The sequence below is a fragment of the Streptomyces sp. NPDC057616 genome (assembly GCF_042800575.1).
In the GTDB taxonomy this organism is placed as follows: Bacteria; Actinomycetota; Actinomycetes; order Streptomycetales; family Streptomycetaceae; genus Streptomyces.
Genome location: NZ_JBHVGU010000001.1, coordinates 263,672 through 281,471, shown reverse-complemented (window position 1 = coordinate 281,471; position 17,800 = coordinate 263,672). Strand labels below are relative to the sequence as shown.

Annotated in this window: 20 protein-coding genes and 1 tRNA gene; 9 read left to right on the top strand and 12 right to left on the bottom strand. The window is 72.2% G+C overall.

What is annotated here, in order from left to right:
- Window positions 1-1,146 carry an amidase domain-containing protein gene (locus ACFU97_RS01315; RefSeq protein ID WP_384249222.1) on the top strand — a complete coding sequence of 382 codons (1,146 nt, stop codon included), beginning with the start codon at window positions 1-3 and terminating at the stop codon, window positions 1,144-1,146.
- Window positions 1,147-1,170: 24 nt separating this feature from the next.
- On the opposite strand, the gene ACFU97_RS01310 is transcribed toward ACFU97_RS01315, so the two are convergent.
- Together ACFU97_RS01310 and ACFU97_RS01305 are read right to left on the bottom strand one after the other, a co-directional pair.
- Window positions 1,171-2,544 (bottom strand): hypothetical protein, encoded by a 1,374-nt coding sequence (locus ACFU97_RS01310; protein WP_384249220.1) that lies wholly within the window; start codon window positions 2,542-2,544, stop codon window positions 1,171-1,173.
- Between the two features lie 81 nt (window positions 2,545-2,625).
- Window positions 2,626-3,396, bottom strand: coding sequence for a DUF4097 family beta strand repeat-containing protein (locus tag ACFU97_RS01305; RefSeq protein WP_384249218.1), 771 nt, complete (start codon window positions 3,394-3,396; stop codon window positions 2,626-2,628).
- 212 nt (window positions 3,397-3,608) lie between these two features.
- Between ACFU97_RS01305 and ACFU97_RS01300 the strand changes: the two genes are divergently transcribed.
- Window positions 3,609-3,680, top strand: a tRNA-Val gene (locus ACFU97_RS01300).
- A gap of 44 nt (window positions 3,681-3,724) precedes the next feature.
- Here ACFU97_RS01300 and ACFU97_RS01295 read toward each other — a convergent pair.
- From ACFU97_RS01295 to ACFU97_RS01285, 3 genes are all read right to left on the bottom strand, one after another.
- Window positions 3,725-4,051, bottom strand: coding sequence for a hypothetical protein (locus ACFU97_RS01295; RefSeq protein WP_384249216.1), 327 nt, complete (start codon window positions 4,049-4,051; stop codon window positions 3,725-3,727).
- A gap of 67 nt (window positions 4,052-4,118) precedes the next feature.
- Window positions 4,119-4,559 (bottom strand): VOC family protein, encoded by a 441-nt coding sequence (locus ACFU97_RS01290; RefSeq protein WP_384249214.1) that lies wholly within the window; start codon window positions 4,557-4,559, stop codon window positions 4,119-4,121.
- A 79-nt stretch (window positions 4,560-4,638) separates the two neighbouring features.
- Window positions 4,639-5,544, bottom strand: a complete 906-nt coding sequence (locus ACFU97_RS01285) for a ketopantoate reductase family protein (RefSeq protein ID WP_384249211.1) — start codon at window positions 5,542-5,544, stop codon at window positions 4,639-4,641.
- A 92-nt stretch (window positions 5,545-5,636) separates the two neighbouring features.
- On the opposite strand from ACFU97_RS01285, the gene ACFU97_RS01280 reads away from it, so the two are divergent.
- Entirely contained in the window at window positions 5,637-5,861 is a 225-nt protein-coding gene (locus tag ACFU97_RS01280; RefSeq protein ID WP_384249209.1) for a DUF2277 domain-containing protein, read from the top strand.
- 22 nt (window positions 5,862-5,883) lie between these two features.
- Here ACFU97_RS01280 and ACFU97_RS01275 read toward each other — a convergent pair whose 3' ends face one another.
- From ACFU97_RS01275 to ACFU97_RS01265, 3 genes are all read right to left on the bottom strand, one after another.
- Window positions 5,884-6,492, bottom strand: a complete 609-nt coding sequence (locus tag ACFU97_RS01275; RefSeq protein WP_384249207.1) for a DedA family protein — start codon at window positions 6,490-6,492, stop codon at window positions 5,884-5,886.
- 169 nt (window positions 6,493-6,661) lie between these two features.
- The gene (locus tag ACFU97_RS01270; protein WP_384249205.1) at window positions 6,662-8,290 is read right to left on the bottom strand and encodes an alkaline phosphatase D family protein; all 1,629 of its coding nucleotides are present in this window, start codon (window positions 8,288-8,290) and stop codon (window positions 6,662-6,664) included.
- A gap of 73 nt (window positions 8,291-8,363) precedes the next feature.
- Window positions 8,364-9,008, bottom strand: a complete 645-nt coding sequence (locus ACFU97_RS01265; RefSeq protein ID WP_384249203.1) for an HNH endonuclease family protein — start codon at window positions 9,006-9,008, stop codon at window positions 8,364-8,366.
- A 354-nt stretch (window positions 9,009-9,362) separates the two neighbouring features.
- On the opposite strand from ACFU97_RS01265, the gene ACFU97_RS01260 reads away from it, so the two are divergent.
- Both ACFU97_RS01260 and ACFU97_RS01255 read left to right on the top strand, forming a co-directional pair.
- Window positions 9,363-9,944 (top strand): TMEM165/GDT1 family protein, encoded by a 582-nt coding sequence (locus tag ACFU97_RS01260; RefSeq protein WP_384249200.1) that lies wholly within the window; start codon window positions 9,363-9,365, stop codon window positions 9,942-9,944.
- A 167-nt stretch (window positions 9,945-10,111) separates the two neighbouring features.
- Entirely contained in the window at window positions 10,112-10,780 is a 669-nt protein-coding gene (locus ACFU97_RS01255) for an HAD family hydrolase (protein WP_384249198.1), read from the top strand.
- 226 nt (window positions 10,781-11,006) lie between these two features.
- Here ACFU97_RS01255 and ACFU97_RS01250 read toward each other — a convergent pair whose 3' ends face one another.
- Window positions 11,007-11,969: a peptidoglycan-binding protein gene (locus ACFU97_RS01250; RefSeq protein WP_384249195.1), complete on the bottom strand. Its 963-nt coding sequence runs from the start codon at window positions 11,967-11,969 to the stop codon at window positions 11,007-11,009.
- Between the two features lie 171 nt (window positions 11,970-12,140).
- Here ACFU97_RS01250 and ACFU97_RS01245 point away from each other — a divergent pair, with 171 nt between their 5' ends.
- Window positions 12,141-14,222, top strand: a complete 2,082-nt coding sequence (locus ACFU97_RS01245; RefSeq protein WP_384249192.1) for a DHA2 family efflux MFS transporter permease subunit — start codon at window positions 12,141-12,143, stop codon at window positions 14,220-14,222.
- Here ACFU97_RS01245 and ACFU97_RS01240 read toward each other — a convergent pair.
- On the bottom strand, window positions 14,155-14,706 hold the full coding sequence (locus ACFU97_RS01240) for a GNAT family N-acetyltransferase (RefSeq protein ID WP_384249190.1): 552 nt from the start codon (window positions 14,704-14,706) through the stop codon (window positions 14,155-14,157). The two genes, ACFU97_RS01245 and ACFU97_RS01240, sit on opposite strands and share 68 nt — an antisense overlap.
- A 220-nt stretch (window positions 14,707-14,926) precedes the next feature.
- Here ACFU97_RS01240 and ACFU97_RS01235 point away from each other — a divergent pair, with 220 nt between their 5' ends.
- Together ACFU97_RS01235 and ACFU97_RS01230 are read left to right on the top strand one after the other, a co-directional pair.
- Complete coding sequence (locus tag ACFU97_RS01235) at window positions 14,927-15,625, top strand: hypothetical protein (protein ID WP_384249188.1); 699 nt, start codon at window positions 14,927-14,929, stop codon at window positions 15,623-15,625.
- Between the two features lie 5 nt (window positions 15,626-15,630).
- Complete coding sequence (locus ACFU97_RS01230) at window positions 15,631-16,191, top strand: hypothetical protein (protein ID WP_384249186.1); 561 nt, start codon at window positions 15,631-15,633, stop codon at window positions 16,189-16,191.
- Here ACFU97_RS01230 and ACFU97_RS01225 read toward each other — a convergent pair whose 3' ends face one another.
- On the bottom strand, window positions 16,192-16,611 hold the full coding sequence (locus tag ACFU97_RS01225; RefSeq protein WP_384249183.1) for a DUF1992 domain-containing protein: 420 nt from the start codon (window positions 16,609-16,611) through the stop codon (window positions 16,192-16,194).
- An 81-nt stretch (window positions 16,612-16,692) separates the two neighbouring features.
- Between ACFU97_RS01225 and ACFU97_RS01220 the strand changes: the two genes are divergently transcribed.
- Window positions 16,693-17,082, top strand: a complete 390-nt coding sequence (locus tag ACFU97_RS01220) for a hypothetical protein (RefSeq protein ID WP_384249180.1) — start codon at window positions 16,693-16,695, stop codon at window positions 17,080-17,082.
- 31 nt (window positions 17,083-17,113) lie between these two features.
- Here ACFU97_RS01220 and ACFU97_RS01215 read toward each other — a convergent pair whose 3' ends face one another.
- The gene (locus ACFU97_RS01215) at window positions 17,114-17,785 is read right to left on the bottom strand and encodes an O-methyltransferase (protein ID WP_384249178.1); all 672 of its coding nucleotides are present in this window, start codon (window positions 17,783-17,785) and stop codon (window positions 17,114-17,116) included.
- Between the last annotated feature and the right edge of the window lie 15 nt (window positions 17,786-17,800).

Genomic DNA, 17,800 nt, shown 5'->3' with positions numbered 1-17,800 from the left:
GTGAGACCGAGCAAGACCGTCGCGGGCACAGGCCGCTGCGCCGCCCTCGCAGCCCTGTCCCTGTCCGCCGCCGCCCTGCTGCCCCTGCCGGCCGCCCACGCGGCCGAGGCCGCACCGGCCCCGGCGACCACCAGCACCTTCGGCCGCGCCGCCGACGCCCTGTTCACCGACCGCACGAAGGCCCTCGTCGAAGGGACCCCGGCCGGGCGTACGGCCCTGAAGACGGCCGGCGGCGTGCCGCTGGCCGCCGCGCAGGCCACGGCCCAGACCCGCGCCCTGGAGACCCTGCACGGCACCCGCTCCCGGCTCGCCTCCCTCGGCGAGGCCTACACCGGCTCCGACACCGAGGTCACCGTCGACAGCGTCCGCCTGCAGGGCCGTACCGCCACCGTCCAGGTCACCGAGAACACCACCCTGACGTACGCGAAGATCCGCGGCGACGAACCCGACACCACGGCCTTCGTCGCCCACCACCAACTCACCTTCGCCGCACGCCGGGACGGCACCTGGCAGCTCACCGGCGAACACCTCACCGACCAGGGCCCCCGCCCCGTCAACGCGCCCCTCCCCGTGGGCATGGGCGCCGTCGTCCGCCCCAACGACGTGATCGACGCGCCCCGTTCTGCCCTCACCTACCCCGCCCCCGCCAAGGCCAAGAACCTCGGCAGCGGCGCCAAGTACCCGTACGCGGCGATGGCGGCCTACGCCGAGAAGTACTGGCAGAACTACAACTCCGCCTACCGCCACTACAACGGCGACGGCGGGGACTGCACCAACTTCCTCAGCCAGTCCCTCTACGCCGGCGGCTGGAAGCAGATTACGAACTCGACCACGGACTACGGCACTTGGTACTCCAAGAAGTCCGCCGACTCCGACACCTGGGTCGGCGTCAACGAGTGGTCCTGGTTCACGCAGACCACGAAGCGCACGACCGCGCTCGCCTACGCGTACCAGATGGACGTCGGTGACGTCCTGCAGATCGACTTCGACAAGGACGGGTCGAAGGACCACTCGATGATGACCACCTACCGCAGCGTCAGCGGCATGCCCTACATGACCTACCACAGCAACGACACCTACCGGCGGTCGCTCTCCAGCGTGATCGCCGCCTACCCGAACGCCGCCTACTACGCCTACCGCAGCTAGCCGGGCCCGCGCGGGGGCACCGGCTCAGTGCCCGCCCCCGCGCTCCTCCCGGATCTGCGAGACCACCCGCGCCACCGTCTGCCGTACGGCATCCGTCTCCGTCAGGAAGTGCCAGTAGTCGGGGTGGCGCCCCTCCAGACCCGCGATCGCCCGGTCCAGCCGGGCCACCGAGTCGTCCAGCGGACGGGCATGCCTCGGGTCCGGCGTGCTGCGCCCGGTCATCGCCAGGCGCTGCGCGTCCCGGATCGCGAAGCGGGTGCGGTCGATCTCCTGCTGCGGGTCCTTCTGCACGGCGTTGAGCCGCTGCAGCCGATCACGGGCCGCCGACACCGACTCGTCCGTGGTGTTCAGCAGCGCGCGCACCGTCGACAGGAGCGAGGTCGCGTCCGGCCAGCGCTGCTCGTCCCGCGCGGCCTGCGCCTCCTTCAGCTTCAACTCGGCCTGCCGGACGTTCTCCCCGGCCTGCTCCGGCACATGCTGCAGGTCCTGCCAGCACGCCGCCACGAACCGGCGCCGCAGTTCGCTCAGCACCGGATCCACCTGCCCGGCACGCGTCGTCAGCGCCTGCGCGCGCGTACGCAGCGAGACGAGCCGGTGGTCGATCTCCGCGGCCTTCGCCGGCAGCCGCTCCGCCTCCGCCCGGACCGCCGCGGCCTCCCGCGCCACCCGCTCGGCCCGCTCTACCGTCTGCGGCACCCCGTGCTGCCCCGCGCCCTGGTTCAGCTTGGTCAGCTCGGGGGCGAGCGCGGCGAGACGGGCCGCGAGATCGTCGGCCTTCAGCCCCGTCTCCCGTACGGCGTCGAGGGCGTTGGACGCGGCGAGCAGCCCCTGCCGGGCCCGCTCGACCGCCGGAGCGAGCCGGGCGAGCTGCGTCTCGGCCTTTCCGAGCAGCGGCCCGAGACTGTCACCGAAACGATCCAGCTCCCGCTTGACGTTCGTCAGCTCGTCCTTGGCCCGGGTCAGCTCGGTGCGCGCCTGCGCCGCCGCCGCGGCCTCCAGGTCGTCGCGGTCGAGGTCGTGCGCGTCGACCGCCTCGATGTACTGATGGCTGACCTCGTCGATACGGCGCCCCAGCGCCTCGAAGTCGGTGACCGCGCGCCGGGCGGCGGGGGAGTCGTCCACCGCCATGATCGTCTCGATCGAGATGCGCAGATCGCGCTGGGCGGTGTCCAGCTCGTAGAACGCGGCCGCCGCGGCGTCCTTCGCGGCCTGCGCCTCGGCCCGCTGGCTCTCGGCCCGGCCGCCGAACCAGCGCCGGGTGCCGCCGCCGGCGAACGCGGCGGCCAGCGCCGGCGCTGCGAGGAGCGGCAGTGCGACCAGGGTGAGGGTGTCCTTGATTGCCTGGCGGTGTGCACGCGGCACCGACGGCGAGTCCGACTGCGAAGGTGTCGCCGTCACATCCCTCTCCTGTGCTGTCATCCGTCCTGGCCGGTGCCTCGCTTCATTCTCCCACCGGTTAGGGACGAACACACAGGCCGGTCAGTTCGCGGTCCGGACCGTGATTTTCCCGTCGCCGGTCCGCGCGGACACCACGTGCCCGCTGGAGTCGGAGCGCGGCACCGACACGTCCACCGAACCGTCGCCGGTCCTCGTGGTCACCCGGTAGGTGGCCCTGGGCAGCGCGACGGTCACGGAGCCGTCGTGGCTGACGGAGTCCACCAGGTCGGGCACGGCGCCCAGTTCGAGGTGCACGGAGCCGTCACCGGTCTCGGTGCGCACCTTCCGCGAGGAGACCTCCGCGTGCACGGAGCCGTCGCCGGTGCGCAGATCGAGCGGGCCGGTGGAGTCCGTGACGTGCACGGACCCGTCGCCCGTACGCACGCTCAAGGCGTCCTCGAACCCGCGCGCCCGTACGCTCCCGTCGCCGTCCTCCACCTTCACGGTGACTCCGCGCGGCACCTCGATCCGGTGCTTGGCCGAGCAGTCGGCGACGACGCCGGAGCACTTCATCCGCAGCGTCAGCCGGTCGTCCTTCATGGACCAGGACACCTTGGGATCCTTGCCGAACGCGACCGACCCCTGGAACCACCGCGTGACCTCGACCTTCCCCTCCGGGCTCGCGCCCGCGGCGACGATCTCCAGCGCCGAGTCGTCCGAGTCGACGGTGAGGGTGTGCCCCCGCAGCGCGAACGACCGGTGATCGGGATCCTTGTCGTCCCCCGCGGACGCCCCACAGCCGGCGACGGTCCCGGCGAGAACCACGACGACCCCGGCGGCGAGAACAGCACGAGCGGTGACGGTACGGACCATGACTGATCTCCCCCTGGAGCGTGGATGTGGCGTCGATGCGAGGCGCTTCGGAACGTGCTGCCGATGACGGCACTTAGAACGTACGGACCGGGAGAGCGCGGCGGGATCCGGGCCGCTCCCGGATCCGGGGTGGGGTAAACCCCCGCATTGACCGGCCCCGATACGGGTTTGCGGGGCACCGGCAGCGGCAAGGTAGGCTGTCGGCCTGTCCCGGGTGCGTAGCTCAGGGGTAGAGCGCCTGCCTTACAAGCAGGATGTCGGCGGTTCGAAACCGTCCGCGCCCACATCGAGGAAGCCCCCGGCCGTTCGCGGCCGGGGGCTTGTCGTGTCAGGCCTCGTGCGCGTGCTTCAGTCTCGTCCGGGCGTCGACGCGGTCGGCGTCCGTGATCTCCGCCCAGAAGCGGTGGGTGCTGACGAAGACGGCGAGTTCGTGCTCGCGCTGCCGGAGCTTTTCCACCTCGGCCTGTTCGTCGGCGGTCCAGCCGGGGGAGGCGGGGCGCTCGATCTTGCGCCATCCGCTCTCGTCGCTGAAGCCGTCCAGGGGCTCCACCGACCAGGGGAGCCGCTTGAGCAGGGCCGACAGCTCGGCCCGGACCTGATGCAGCTCCTCCTGACCGGCCAGGAGGTCACTCGGAAAGTCATAGGTCGCTGCCACGGCGCAATGCTACGCCTGTTCGATTTTGGGATGCGAGTTCCTTCCCGGGGTTCACGCGAACGAGTTGTCAGCCCAGCTCCTCCGCCAGCCCGACGACGATGCCTTCGGGGCCACGGACGTAGCAGAGCCGGTAGACGTTCTCGAACTGCTCGATGGTGCCGACGAGTTCGGCGCCGTGGCGGCGCAGGCGGGCGACGGTGTCGTCGATGTCGTCGACGGCGAACATGACGCGGCGGATGCCCAGTGTGTTCGACGGGGCGTCGTCCGGGACGCCGGCGACCGCCTTCGGCGTATGGAACCTCGCCAGCTCGATGCGGCCGGGGGCGTCCGGGATCCGCAGCATGGCGACGTCCTGGCGGACGTCCTCGAGCCCGATGACGCGCTCCGCCCAGCGCTCCTCGAGCGGGAACCTGCCCTCCTCCTCCATGCCGAGTTCGACGAAGAACGCGATGACGGCCTCCAGGTCCTCGACCACGATGAGAACGTTGTCCATGCGCTGAATCGCCATGCTGGGTCTCCCTTGGGTGGGGGTGGGGCCACGGCGGCTTGTCCGCATCCGGGACGGAGCCGCCGGGCCGTTCTCGACATCAGCCGCGGGTGCCGTCCCTCAGCTCCCGCACGACCCGCTCCGCCACCGGTACGTCGATGCCGTGCCGCTCGGCCGCGCGCAGCAACGCGCCGCCGATCGCGTCCAGTTCGAGGGGGCGGCCGGCTTCGGCGTCGCGCTGCATGGAGGACTTGGTCTGCGGCGGGAAGGCGTCGTAGCGGGCCATGGCCTGGTAGGGGTCGCCCGGGCCGCCGCAGGCGCGGCTGACGGCGGTCGTCTCGGCGACGAGGGCCGTGAGCTCGTCCCGGTGCCGTGTGCGGACGTCGCCCAGGGGGAGGGCGTGGCGGGTGGTGAGGAGGGCGAAGGGGGCGAGGAACGACATCTTCGCCCACAGGGCGGCGGTCTCGTCGTCGAGGACGCGGGTGGCCGGGCCGGCGGCGTCGAGGGCCCGGGCGAGCGCGTCGAGCCGGGCCGGGTCCACGCCTTGTCCGGTCAGGTCGATCTCGGCGAAGGGGCTGCCGTGTTCGATCACGCCGGGGGCGACGCGGGTCGACTCGACGCGGATGACGGCCGGGGCGACGCGGTCGGGGCGGTAGCGGGTGCGCAGGGTCGCGGGGTGTTCGACGCCGTTCAGGAACGGGACGACGAGGCCGTCGCCGAGGGCGGTGGGCGGGAGGCGGTCGAGCGCGGCGCCGAGGCTGGTGTGCTTGACCGTGATCAGGCAGGCGTCGACCGGCTCGCGCAGCTCGGTGCCGGCCTCGACGCGTGCGGTGAAGTCGCCGAACAGGCCGCTGCGGACCTGGATTCCGTCCGTCGCCAGCGTCTTCGCGGTCTCCTCGCCGGCCAGGCAGATCACGCGGTGGCCGGTGCGGGCGAGCAGCGCCGCGAGGAGTCCGCCGATGCCGCCGGGGCCGAGGACGGCCACGGTGAGTTCGTCGTTCGCCATGATGCGTTCGTCCCTTCGTCGGTCGGCCCCGTTCGGTGGCCGCCTGGCAAAGGATCATCGCAGCTGTGCGGGAGTTGGGCGAGACTTGTCCCATGTGCCGAAGCATCAAGACCCTTCGCCCGCCCGCGTTGCCCGAAGAGGCGACGGAGGAAGAGATCAGGGCCGCGGCCCTCCAGTACGTCCGCAAGGTCTCCGGCTTCCGGGCCCCCGCCGCCCACAACCAGGAGGTCTTCGACCAGGCGGTCACCGCCGTCGCGGAGGCGACGGCGGAACTGCTGGCGGGCTTGGAGGTACGGGGGCAGAAGGTGCGGGCCTGAGGTCCCGCGCCCTCAGACGCCGTCAGGCCTTGGCCGGGCGGCGCATCAGGAAGGCCGCCGCCGCGCCCGCGGCGAAGAGGGCCAGGACCGAGACGCCCGTCGCCAGCCAGGTCGTGCCGAGCCATTGGCCGCCGTAGTAGCCGAGGGCCACGCTGTAGACGGCCCAGGTCAGGCCCGCCAGGGCGGACCAGGGGAGGAAGTCGCGGACGCGACGGTGGGCGGCGCCGGCGCCGAGGGAGACGACCGAGCGGCCGGCCGGGGCGAAGCGGGCGAGGATGACCAGGGCGCCGCCGCCGCGGGCGAGAGCCGCGCCGAGACGTTCCTGCGCGCTGGTGAGCCGGCGGGAGCGGGCGATCGCCCGGTCCAGGCGTTCGCCGCCGCGCCAGGCCAGCCGGTAGGCGACCAGGTCACCGAGGACGGAGGCGACGGCCGCGCAGGACGTCAGCGCCAGGATGTCGGGGACCGCGTGCGGCACCTTGCCGGTCGCCGAGCCCGCGGCCGCCGCCGTGGCCGCCGTGATCACCAGCACGCCGCTCGGCAGCACCGGCAGGAACACGTCGAGCAGGACCGACACCACGACCATCGCGTAGATCCAGGGGCCGCCGGTCAGCGACTCCATACTCTCCAGCACCGCATACTCCCCGTGACTCCCCCGTGGGCCGACCCGTGCCGCGACGTCGCGAGGGAGCGGCGGGGGCGGCCATGACAGCCATACAGCGTACGCCTGGAGTGTGGCAGGAGATTCATGGGGGGCGTGTGTGATCGGCACAGGTCGTTCACGAACCGTGCCCGCCCGTACCTCACTCCGGCGTCAGCATCGTGTCCTCGATCGTCACCAGCACCCCGTTCCCGCGCGCCTGCTCCAGCCGCAGCCGTGCCGAACGGCCCCTCAGGGTCAGCGTCATGAGCTGGTTGCCGAACCAGGGGCCGCCCTTCTTGCGCCACGTGACCGGCGGCCGCTCGCACCGGCCGTGCCGGGCAATGCGGCGGCCGAGGGCGCGGGCGGGCGCGCTCCAGCCGAAGCGGAAGCCCCACCGCATGTACCCGGGCACGGAGTTGTGGACGGGCGAGCAGGTCAGCTGGAGGACGCGGGCGTCCGGCCCGCCGTCCCGCCACGTCGGCTCGGCCACGTACGCGTGGTGGACGTCTCCCGACAGGACCAGCACGCTCGCCGGGGCCTCCGGTCCGGACCCCGCCTCGGCGAACAGGTCGGCCAGCGCGTCGAAGGAGGACGGGAAGGCCGCCCAGTGCTCCAGGTCGGCCTTGCGCCGCAGCTTCTCCCCGAACCGCGCCCAGCGCGCCCCTCGCTCCCCGCGGGAGAGCGCCGCGTCCCACGCCTCGGCGTCGTGCACGAGGTGCGGCAGCAGCCAGGGCAGGGAGGTGCCGACGAGGAGGTGGTCGTAGGAGCCGCGGTCGGCCAGGGTCTGCTCGCGCAGCCATTCCGCCTCGCCCGGGTCGAGCATCGAGCGGCTGTCCTCCTGGAGGACGCGGGCCGCGCGGCTGTCCACCATCAGCAGCCGTACGCGGCCGAAGTCGCGCCGGTAGCTCCAGCGCACGGAGGCGGCGTCGGCGTCCGCCTTGGCGGCGAAGGCGCGCAGTTCGTCGGTGGCGTCGGGGGCCTCGCGCGCGGCCGCGTACAGCGGGTCGGCGGCGAGCTCGGTCGGCGAGAGGTTGCCGAGGTGCTGGTGCACCCAGTACGACATCAGCCCGCTGAGCAGCCGCTCCTGCCACCACGGCGTGGCCCGCATGTCCTCCAGCCAGGCGGCGGAGGTGTTCCAGTCGTCGATGACGTCGTGGTCGTCGAAGATCATGCAGCTGGGCACGGTGGACAGCAGCCAGCGGATCTCGGGGTCGAGCCAGGACTCGTAGTAGAGCCGGGTGTACTCCTCGTAGTCCGCGACCTCGCTGCCCGGCGGGTCGCTGAGGTCGCGCCGCGCGGCCAGCCAGCGCCGGGTCTCCTCGGAGGTCTCGTCGGCGTACACCTGGTCGCCCAGCAGCAGGAGCACGTCCGGCCGCTCGCCGTCCGGGTCGGCCGCGATGCGCCCGGCGAGGGTGTCCAGGGCGTCCGGGCCGACGGGGTCGTGCACGTCGGCGTCGGGCGCGGCCCAGCGGCAGGAGCCGAAGGAGACGCGCAGATCGGCGCCGTCGAGCGAGGTCCTGATGACGGAGGGCGGGAAGGAGGAGTCCGGCAGCGGCCACACGGGCGTGCCGTCCAGGAACACCTCGTACGGTGTGGTGGTGCCCGGGGTCAGCCCGGTGACCGGCACCAGCGCGTAGTGATGGCCCGCCACCTGGAAGGTGCGGGACTCGCCGCGGGAACCGTCCGCGCAGCGCACCTCGGCGGTGCACGGACGGCTCGCCTCGACCCACACGGTCGCGGATGAGCCGTCGGCGTACCTCAGCAGCGGACCCAGGCGCAGTTCGGCCACGTGATCACCCTCCTCCGTCGCCCCGTACGGTACGGAACGACGGAGGTGGGAGGGGAGGTCCGGTGCGTAACGATCAGCAGGAGGACAGGTAGTTCGTGAGCGCCGTCTTCTCGGCGGAGTCGACCGAGAGCTTGTAGTAGTACTTCACCTGGACCCAGGCGCGGACGTAGGTGCAGACGTACGCGGACCGGGACGGGACCCAGGTGGCGGGGTCCTGGTCGCCCTTGGACTGGTTGACGTTGTCCGTGACGGCGAGGAGCTGGGGACGGGTGACGTCGTTGGCGAGGGCCTCGCGCTGGGCGGTGGTCCACTTGCCGGCCCCGGAGTCCCAGGCCTCGGCGAGCGGCACCAGGTGGTCGATGTCGACGTCGGAGGCGGCGGTCCAGGTGGCGCCGTCGTAGGGGGAGTACCAGCTGCCGCTGGTGGCGGTGCAGGCGGAGTTGGTGACGACGTTCGTGCCGTCCCGCTTGAGGATCCACTCGCGGGTGTTGCAGGTGCCGCTGATGGTGTCCCAGGTCGGGAAGAGGTCGCGGCTGTAGCCGGTGCGGTTCTCGGCGGCCACGGTGAGGGAGGCGAGGTAGGTGCGGGCGGTGGCGGCGCTCACCGGGGTGGGGAGGGCGGCGGAGGCGGTCGGGCCGTTGAAAAGTCCGACCGAGACCACCATGCCGGTGAGCGCGGCGAGTATGCTGAGGCGTCGACGCGCGTAGAATTTCGACATGCGAACTCCCTTGCTGTGTGGGGGCGTTGGCGGGCGAGCGAGGGAATGCTCGCCGCGCCGTGTTGCGGGAGAGTGAGTGTTCGGTTAGAAGCTAGTGACGTGTGCATGACACGACAAGGTTCAGGTTCGAACTTCTGTCGCGTACCATGGACGGCGCAGAAGGGGAGTAGCTCTTCGCCGGACCGTCGACACACTGCTCAGCTCGTCTGAGCCGGCGCCCGGAGGCAGGCCCTGACCAGGGGCCGGCCAGCGAGACCTTCGGCAGAGCAGGACACATCCGTGTGTGCTGCCGTGCCGAGGTGTCCTCTTCGATCACACACTCTCGGTGGGGCGGCCCCGACCGATTGAGGAATCTTGATCAGCATCACCGTCACCGCGCTCGTGTTCGGCGTGATCTTCCTGGCCGAGCTGCCGGACAAGACCGCCCTCGCCGGCCTCGTGCTCGGCACCCGCTACCGCGCCTCGTACGTCTTCGCGGGCGTCGCCGCCGCCTTCCTGCTGCACGTCGTGCTGGCGGTCGCGGCCGGCAGCGTGCTGACGCTGCTGCCGCAGCAGATCGTGCACGCGCTGACGGGTGTCCTGTTCCTGGGCGGCGCCGCGGTGCTGCTGCTGAAGAAGGGCGAGGACGACGAGGAGGTCCGCAAGCCCGAGAACCAGACCTTCTGGAAGGTCGCGAGTGCCGGGTTCATGCTCATCCTGGTCGCCGAGTTCGGCGATCTGACGCAGATCATGACGGCGAACCTGGCCGCCCGCTACGACGACCCGCTCTCCGTCGGCCTCGGCGCCGTGCTGGGGCTGTGGGCCGTGGCCGGTCTCGGCATCGTCGGCGGAAAGGCCCTGATGAAGCGGGTGCCGCTGGCGCTCATCACCAAGATCGCGGCCCTGCTGATGATGGCGCTCGGCGTGTGGAGCCTGTGGGAGGCCGTGGCCGGCTGAGCTGAACGGCGGGTGAACTGTTGCCGTAAGCGGTGGCGGATCCGGGCCAGGTTTTGTACCGTTGAGGAACAAAGTGGTCCCCGCCCGTTTTCCCTGACCGGCGGGCGGGGCGCTTTGTCTCCCCGGGGTCCACCCGCGACCCCCACCTCTGCGTCTTGGAGCTGCCGATGACGGTCACCACCGTGCCCACCGTCCTCACCGCCCGCGCCCTGCTGCTGGACATGGACGGCACCCTCGTGAACTCCGACGCCGTCGTCGAGCGCGTCTGGCGGCGCTGGGCCGAGCGGCACGGTCTGGACGCGGGCGAGGTCATGAAGGTGGTGCACGGGCGCCAGGGCTACGCCTCCATGGCGCTGCTGCTGCCCGACCGTCCCGTGGAGCACAACCTCGCCGACAACGCGCGCATGCTCGCCGAGGAGACCGCCGACACGGAGGGTGTCGTCGCGATCCCCGGCGCCCCCGAGTTCCTGGCCTCCCTGCGCGGCCTTCCGCACGCCCTGGTGACCTCGGCCGACGAGGCCCTCGCGACGGCCCGGATGGCCGCCGCCGGTCTCGGCCTGCCCGACGTGCGCGTGACAGCCGAGTCGGTCGGCGCGAGCAAGCCGGACCCCGAGGGGTTCCTCAAGGGCGCCGCGGAGCTGGGCGTCGACCCGGCCGACTGCATCGTCTTCGAGGACTCCGCGGCGGGGATCCTGGCCGGACGTTCGGCGGGGATGCGGGTGGTCGGTGTCGGACCCCGCGCTGATCTGCACGAGCCCGATGTCGTGGTGCCGGATCTCACCCGGGTGCGGGTGGAGGCGGCGGCGGACGGGACGATCGAGCTGTACGTGCGGTAGGGACTCGGCGGAGGTGGTACCGGGGGCTGCGCCCCCGGACCCCGCATCGGCCCTGAACGGGCCTCGTCCTCAAACGCCGGACGGGCTGAAATTGTCGGCCGCGCTGAGGCGGTGGCCGCCGGACGCGCTGAGGCGGCGGGCGCCGGACGGGCTGAAAGGCGATGGTGCCGGACGGGCTGAAAGCCGGCCGGCGTCGCACTGGCCGAAAGCAGCCCGCCCGCGCTCCCTACGGCTCCCGCGTCTCCGACTCCAGGCGTGCCCGTGTCTGCGCTCCGTAGACCCCCTGTTCGTCCCCCTGGATGCCCCGGGCCCACTGGTACCGGCTGACCGCGTTCTCGACCCACTTGTCGTAGAAGCCGCGCGGCTTTCTCGTGTAGAGGCCGAGCTGGGTCAGGCGCTGCTCGAGTTCCGTCACCTCCGGGCCCTGCGAGCCGGACCGCAGGACCGGCGCCGAGGTCGGCTGCCGTCCGGACGGTCCCAGGCTGGGGGTCTCGGTGGCCGTGGTGGACGGCCGGCCGGCCGAGCCGGACGGGGCCGGCGAGGTGCTCGCCGAGGACGACGAGGAAGCGGACGGCGACGCCGAGAGCGACGGGCTCGTGCTGCCGGTCGGCGTCGGCGTCGCGGACGACGGCGCGGACGTCCGGCCCGAGAGCGCGTTCTCGGGCGACGGCGCGGACTCCGCGCTCGTCGACGCGTCCGGCACGCTCGCCCGTACGTCGTCGGGGAGTGCGCCGTCCCGCGACGGCTTCTCGTAGGAGAACAGCCCGCTGGCCAGCCCGGCCGCCGCCATCACCGCGACCACGGCCCCGCCCGCGCCGAGCAGCACGGTGCGGCGTCTGCCGCGCGGCCGCTTCGGCGCCTCGTCCGCGCGGGCGTACGCGGCCTCCGGGCCCGCCCCCTCGAACAGGCGCAGGTCGGCGGGGCTCGGCGTCTCGGCGGGCACGGCCCGCAGCGGCATCGTCGCCTCGGCCGGCGCGACGGGGGCCGCCGTCTGCGCGGCCTCGTCGTGCTCCAGCTCCACGTACGGCCGAATGCGCAGCGGATCGAAGTCCTCCGCCGCGGCCTGCTCCGCCGTGCGGGCGTCGCGCAGGGCGTCGGACGCCCGCCGTGTGCAGCCGCAGGACGGGGTGTTGTCCGCCCCTCTGGGCGCACCGCACTCCGGGCACTGGTGACCTGTCGGGTCTGTCACGTGTTCGTCCCTCCCTTCACACGCTCCCCTCGCGAACTCCAGAGGTTATCCAGATCATTTAGCGGCCGTTGCCACCGGCCCCCGGAATATTGCGTTCCAAGTGGACTCGACAGGCCATAACCGGTCACACCGATCACCATGGACCTGTAACGAGAGCGTCGGGAGGTCTTCATGGCCGGGGATGCGCACGGTATGACGGGAGATGTGCGAGACGCACAGCCGCCCGCCGAGCCCCCGCAGCGGGGCAGCGCCGCCCAGGAACACGTGTCCGGGAACGTGCTCGTCTCGATCGGCGCGCTGCTCCTCGGGATGCTGCTCGCCGCCCTCGACCAGACCATCGTGTCGACCGCGCTGCCCACCATCGTCAGCGACCTCGGCGGTCTGGAGCACCTGTCCTGGGTGGTCACCGCGTATCTGCTGGCCTCGACCGCCGCGACGCCGCTGTGGGGCAAGCTCGGCGACCAGTACGGGCGCAAGAAGCTGTTCCAGACCGCGATCGTGATCTTCCTGATCGGCTCGGCGCTGTGCGGAATGGCACAGAACATGCCGCAGCTGATCGCGTTCCGGGCGGTGCAGGGCCTGGGCGGCGGCGGGTTGATGGTGCTGTCGATGGCGATCGTCGGGGACGTCGTCTCACCCCGTGAACGCGGCCGCTACCAAGGGCTGTTCGGTGCCGTCTTCGGCGCGACGAGCGTGCTGGGACCCCTGCTCGGCGGCCTGTTCACCGAACACCTCAGCTGGCGCTGGGTCTTCTACGTCAACCTGCCGGTCGGCGTCGTCGCGCTCGCCGTGATCGCGACCGCCCTGCACATCCCGCGCAAGTCCACCCGGCACGTCATCGACTACCTCGGCACCCTGCTCATCGCCGCGGTCGCCACCTGCCTGATCCTGGTCGCCTCGCTGGGCGGCACGACCTGGGGCTGGGGCTCGTGGCAGATCGTCGGGCTGATCGTGCTGGGCGTCGTGCTGGGCGTGGCGTTCGTCGCCGTGGAGCGCCGGGCGGCCGAACCGGTGCTGCCGCTGAAGCTGTTCCGCATCCGCACCTTCACGCTCTCCGCGATCATCAGCTTCATCGTCGGCTTCGCCATGTTCGGCGCGATGACCTACCTGCCGACCTTCCTCCAGGTGGTCCAGGGCGTCACGCCGACCCTGTCCGGCGTGCACATGCTGCCGATGGTCTTCGGCATGCTGCTGTCGTCCACCGCGTCCGGGCAGATCGTCAGCCGCACCGGCCGCTGGAAGGTGTTCCCGATCGCCGGCACGGGGGTCACCACGATCGGGCTGCTGCTTCTGCACCGGCTCGACGAGAACAGCTCCACCGCCGTGATGAGCCTCGACTTCTTCGTCTTCGGCCTCGGCCTCGGCCTGGTCATGCAGGTGCTGGTGCTCATCGCGCAGAACGCGGTCTCCTACGAGGACCTCGGCGTCGCCACCTCGGGCGCGACCTTCTTCCGCTCCATCGGCGCCTCGTTCGGCGTGGCCATCTTCGGCACCGTCTTCGCCAGCCGCCTCGGCGACAAGCTGGCGGCCGCCTTCGAGGGCGTCCGGCTGCCCGGCGGCGTCTCGCCGGACGCGCTCGAGGCCGACCCGCGCGGCATCGGCTCGCTGCCGCCCGCGCTGCGCCCGGCCGCTCTGCACGCGTACGCGCAGTCGATCACCGACGTCTTCCTGTACGCCGCCCCGGTCGCCCTGCTCGGCTTCGTGCTGGCCTGGTTCCTCAAGGAGGACAAGCTGCGCGGCTCGGTCACCGCGCCCGACATCACGGAGACGCTCGCCAGCAACCCGGTCGAGCGCTCCTCCGCGGACGAGGTGTGCCGCGCGCTGTCCGTGCTCGGCACCCGCGAGGGCCGCCGGGAGATCTACGTGAAGATCACCGAGCGGGCGGGCTACGACCTGCAGCCCGCGGCGAGCTGGCTGCTGCTGCGGATCAAGAAGTACGGCTGGGCCGAGCCGGGTGTGCTCGCCGAGCGCACCTCGCTGCCGATGCAGGTGATCATCGCCGCCGCCCGCCAGGTCGAGGAGCGGCGTCTGGCCCGCCGCGAGGGCCTGGACCTCGTCCTCACCGCCCGGGGCCGCGCGGCGGCCGAACGGCTCTCCCAGGCACGCGAGGAGTCGCTGGCGGAACTCCTCGGCGACTGGTGGGGCCCGGACCGGCCCACCGACCTCATCCAGCTGGTCGCCGAACTCAACGACGAGCTGTGCGGCTCGGATCGTGAGCAGCCGCACAGCGGGGCGCCGGAGCAGGTCGTGTGAGGTCCTTGCGGAACCAGTGCTCGGCGTAGACGTCGTCGTTGTGCGGTTCGGTCTCCGTGTAGCCGAGGCGCGCGTACAGGGCGCGGGCCTCGACGAGGTCGCCGCGGGTGTCGAGGACGACGGCCGTGGCGCCGAGCTCGCGGGCGGCGTCCTCGGCGGCCCGCACCAGGAGCGCGGCGCCGCCCGTGCCGCGCCGCGCCTCGGCCACGAACACCCGGGTCAGCTCGGCGGTCGCCGCGTCCAGCAGCCGTACGCCCGCCGAGCCGGCCGGCTCGCCTTCGTACCGCGCGACGAGCAACTGTCCGGTGGGCGGTGCCAGTTCGGAGCCCGAGCGGGCGGCGATCTCCCGTTCCAGCTCGTCCGGGTCGGTCCGCCGCCGCTCGTGCAGCAGGTACCACCGGTCGCTGACCTCGGTGTAGTACGCCCGCCACAGCGCGAGGGCGGCGGGGGAGCCGTAGGGCTCGGGGGCGACGCTCCAGCTCATGCCCGCCATTGTCGGGAGACCCCGCGCACCGCCCGCAACCGAATATGACCGCGGCCGAGGGCGGCCGGCCTCTTCGCCGCCGCGTCGGCCGGCCGTACGCCCTGGTGGAGGGATCGCCTCCGCACCCGTGCCGTTTGAGGGGGGTCTTCCGGGCAACTCGAACGAGGACCGGCCCGTCGGGCCGGCTCAGCCGATCCAGCCGACCCATCGGAAGGCATCCATGTCCACTGGCTTGATCATTGCTTTGATCGTGATCGTGGCGGCCGTGATCGCAGTCGCGGCCGTACTAGGCATGCGCAACCGCGGCCCGCACGGCGGCCGGGACCTGAAGCGGCGCTTCGGCCCCGAGTACGACCGGACGCTGGCCCGGCACGACGGGGACGCCAAGGCGGCCGAGCGGGAGCTCGGCGGGCGCGTGGAGCGGCACGGCTCGCTGCGCGAGAAGCCGCTGGAGCCCGCGCAGCGCGAGGAGTTCGAGGCCCGCTGGGCGGCCGCGCAGGAGCGGTTCGTCGACGCGCCGCGCGAGGCGGTGGCCGAGGCGGACCGGCTGCTCTCCGAGCTGGCCGCCGTGCGCGGCTTCCCGGACGGCGGCCAGTACGAGGAGCAGCTGGACGCGCTCTCCGTCCACCACGCCCACCACGTCCACGGCTACCGGCACGTCCACCGCGTCGCACGCGTCAGCGCGAGCGGGCAGGACGGCGACCGGGCCGACACGGAGGAGATGCGCGAGGCGATGGTCGAGGCCCGCGCGCTGTTCGAGCAGCTGACCACGTCGGACCGCCACGCCGGCAAGAGGCACGGTGCCGTCGAGCGGACCGAGCAGACCTCGGAGCGGGCCGCGGACCAGGCGGACGGCCGCCACGAGAGCCGCAGCCCGCTGCCGTGGGCCTTCAACCGACGTCATGCGAAGGGGAGTTGAACGAGATGACGGACGCAACGACCGGGCGCGGTGCGGGTGACGCCGCAGGCCGTGGGAGCACGCCGGAGCACGGCCGTGGGGTCACACAGGAACACGACAAGATCGTGGCACCGACCCCGCACGAGGTGACCGACCCCGAGACACCGGCACCCGGCACCAGGTCGACGACGGACATCGAGAACGAGACCGCCGGGCGCACCGGAACCACCGGGCGCACGAACCTCACCGAGCGCGAGAACCCCGTCGGCACAGCTACGGAGTCAGGCACCGGCACCGACACCGCCCTGCTGTCCCACGACGAGTGCGACAAGCTCGAACTGCGGCTGCGCAACGCCGTCTCCGGGTTCGTCGACAGCCCCAAGCAGGCCGTCGAGGAGGCCGACCACGTGGTCGAGGAGATCGCCGGCCGCTTCACGGAGGCGCTCACCCGGCGCCGCCGCACCCTGCGCACCTCCTGGCAGGACGGCGACGCGGACAAGGTCACCCACTCCGACACCGAACAGCTGCGGCTCGCCCTGCGTGACTACCGGCAGCTGGCGGAACGGCTCCTGCACAGCCAGCTGTGACTACGCGGACGACTCGTCCGCATCCGGCGCCCGGCGCTCCCGCCACAGCCGTACGACCTCTTCGACGTCGTAGGGCTTCATTCCCAGCGGGGGGCCGGGCGGCGGCTTGAACATCATGTCCCGGATCTTGACGTTGACCTCGGTGATGATCTTCCGCGCGATCCGCTCCGAAGGGGCCGCGCAGGCCGCCGCGAGCGCGTCCTCGGCCTCCTTGCGCAGGGCCAGGCTCGGCGGCAGCGCCGAGAGTCCCTCGCGGGCCATCTTCCCCTTGATCCACCACAGTTCGTCGTACGCGGTGTCGGCGGGCAACGGCTTGCCCGCGCCCGGCAGTTGGGCGAAGTCGCCGCGTCGCTCGGCGTCACGGATCTGCTTGTCGACCCAGGACTCGAACGGGACGCCCGGTGGCTTTCGCTCGGTCATGACTCCATTGTGCCGGACGTGATGTGCTCGGGCGATTTAGTATGCGGCCGCTGTGTCACGACACTTCATGAGGAGCAGCGCGTGCTCGAACTGACCATGGCCACCGTCTCCGGGGAAGAGGGGGCCACGGCAGGAATGCTGATGGCCGACGCGCCGAGCGAGCCCGGTGCCGTGCTGCGGGTGGGCCGGGACAAGGCCGTGTGCCGCCTGGTGACCCCCGACGACTGGCTGTTCGTCTCGCGGGTCCACCTGGAGTTCCAGTGCGGCCCGGAGGGGATCTGGCAGGTCACCTGGCTGCGCGGCTCGCAGCCCGACCCCTCGTCCGAAGTCCGCCTGGTCGTCGGGGAGTACGCCCAGCCCCTCGTCTACGGCGGGACCGTGGCGCTGCCCCGCGGCGGCAACGGCGAGATCGTCGTGCAGGACCGCACCGCGCCGCGCAGCGTCAACATCGGCTTCTACCACGAGTTCTGAGCCGCGGCGGACCCGTGCCGGCCGGCCGGGGTCACGCCAGCACGCGTGCGAGCGCGAAGCCGTCGTGGCCCTTGCTGCCCACCGTCTGCAGCGCGGTGCCGCTCAGCCTCGGGTGGCGGGCGATCAGTTCGACGGCGGCGCGACTGCCGACGACGTCCGCGTCGGTGCTGCTCGCGTCGGCGACCCGGCCGTGCCGTACGACGTTGTCGACGACGATCAGGCTGCCCGCGCGCGTCAGGCGCAGCGCCCACTCGACGTAGTGCGGGTTGTTGCCCTTGTCGGCGTCGATGAAGACCAGGTCGAAGGGGGCCGGGTTCTCGTCGGCCAGCTTGGGCAGCGACTCCAGGGCGGGACCGACGCGCACCTCGGCGATCCGGTCGAGGCCCGCGCGGGCGATGTTGCGGGTGGCGACCTCGGCGTGCCGGGCGCTGTACTCCAGCGAGACCAGACGGCCGTCCTCGGGCAGCGCGCGGGCCAGCCAGATCGTGCTGTAGCCGCCGAGGGTGCCGATCTCCAGGATCGTGCGGGCGCCCTGAATCTGGGCGAGGAGGTGCAGGAACTTGCCCTGCGGGGCGGTGACCGCGACCGGCGGGAGGCCGGCCGCCTCACTGTCGCGCACGGCCGCGACGAGGGCGTCGTCGTTCGGCGAGAGCTGGGTGGTGAAGTAGTCGTCCACGTCCTGCCACAGCTGCGACTCGCTCATTCACCTGTGCCTTTC

Coding starts and splice junctions, on each gene's coding strand:
- ACFU97_RS01230 (WP_384249186.1), top strand. CDS start 15,631: ATGACGGACGCAACGACCGGGCGCGGTGCGGGTGACGCCGCAGGCCGT.
- ACFU97_RS01285 (WP_384249211.1), bottom strand. CDS start 5,544: ATGGCGAACGACGAACTCACCGTGGCCGTCCTCGGCCCCGGCGGCATC.
- ACFU97_RS01240 (WP_384249190.1), bottom strand. CDS start 14,706: ATGAGCTGGAGCGTCGCCCCCGAGCCCTACGGCTCCCCCGCCGCCCTC.
- ACFU97_RS01225 (WP_384249183.1), bottom strand. CDS start 16,611: ATGACCGAGCGAAAGCCACCGGGCGTCCCGTTCGAGTCCTGGGTCGAC.
- ACFU97_RS01265 (WP_384249203.1), bottom strand. CDS start 9,008: ATGTCGAAATTCTACGCGCGTCGACGCCTCAGCATACTCGCCGCGCTC.
- ACFU97_RS01280 (WP_384249209.1), top strand. CDS start 5,637: ATGTGCCGAAGCATCAAGACCCTTCGCCCGCCCGCGTTGCCCGAAGAG.
- ACFU97_RS01245 (WP_384249192.1), top strand. CDS start 12,141: ATGGCCGGGGATGCGCACGGTATGACGGGAGATGTGCGAGACGCACAG.
- ACFU97_RS01255 (WP_384249198.1), top strand. CDS start 10,112: ATGACGGTCACCACCGTGCCCACCGTCCTCACCGCCCGCGCCCTGCTG.
- ACFU97_RS01290 (WP_384249214.1), bottom strand. CDS start 4,559: ATGGCGATTCAGCGCATGGACAACGTTCTCATCGTGGTCGAGGACCTG.
- ACFU97_RS01235 (WP_384249188.1), top strand. CDS start 14,927: ATGTCCACTGGCTTGATCATTGCTTTGATCGTGATCGTGGCGGCCGTG.
- ACFU97_RS01305 (WP_384249218.1), bottom strand. CDS start 3,396: ATGGTCCGTACCGTCACCGCTCGTGCTGTTCTCGCCGCCGGGGTCGTC.
- ACFU97_RS01215 (WP_384249178.1), bottom strand. CDS start 17,785: ATGAGCGAGTCGCAGCTGTGGCAGGACGTGGACGACTACTTCACCACC.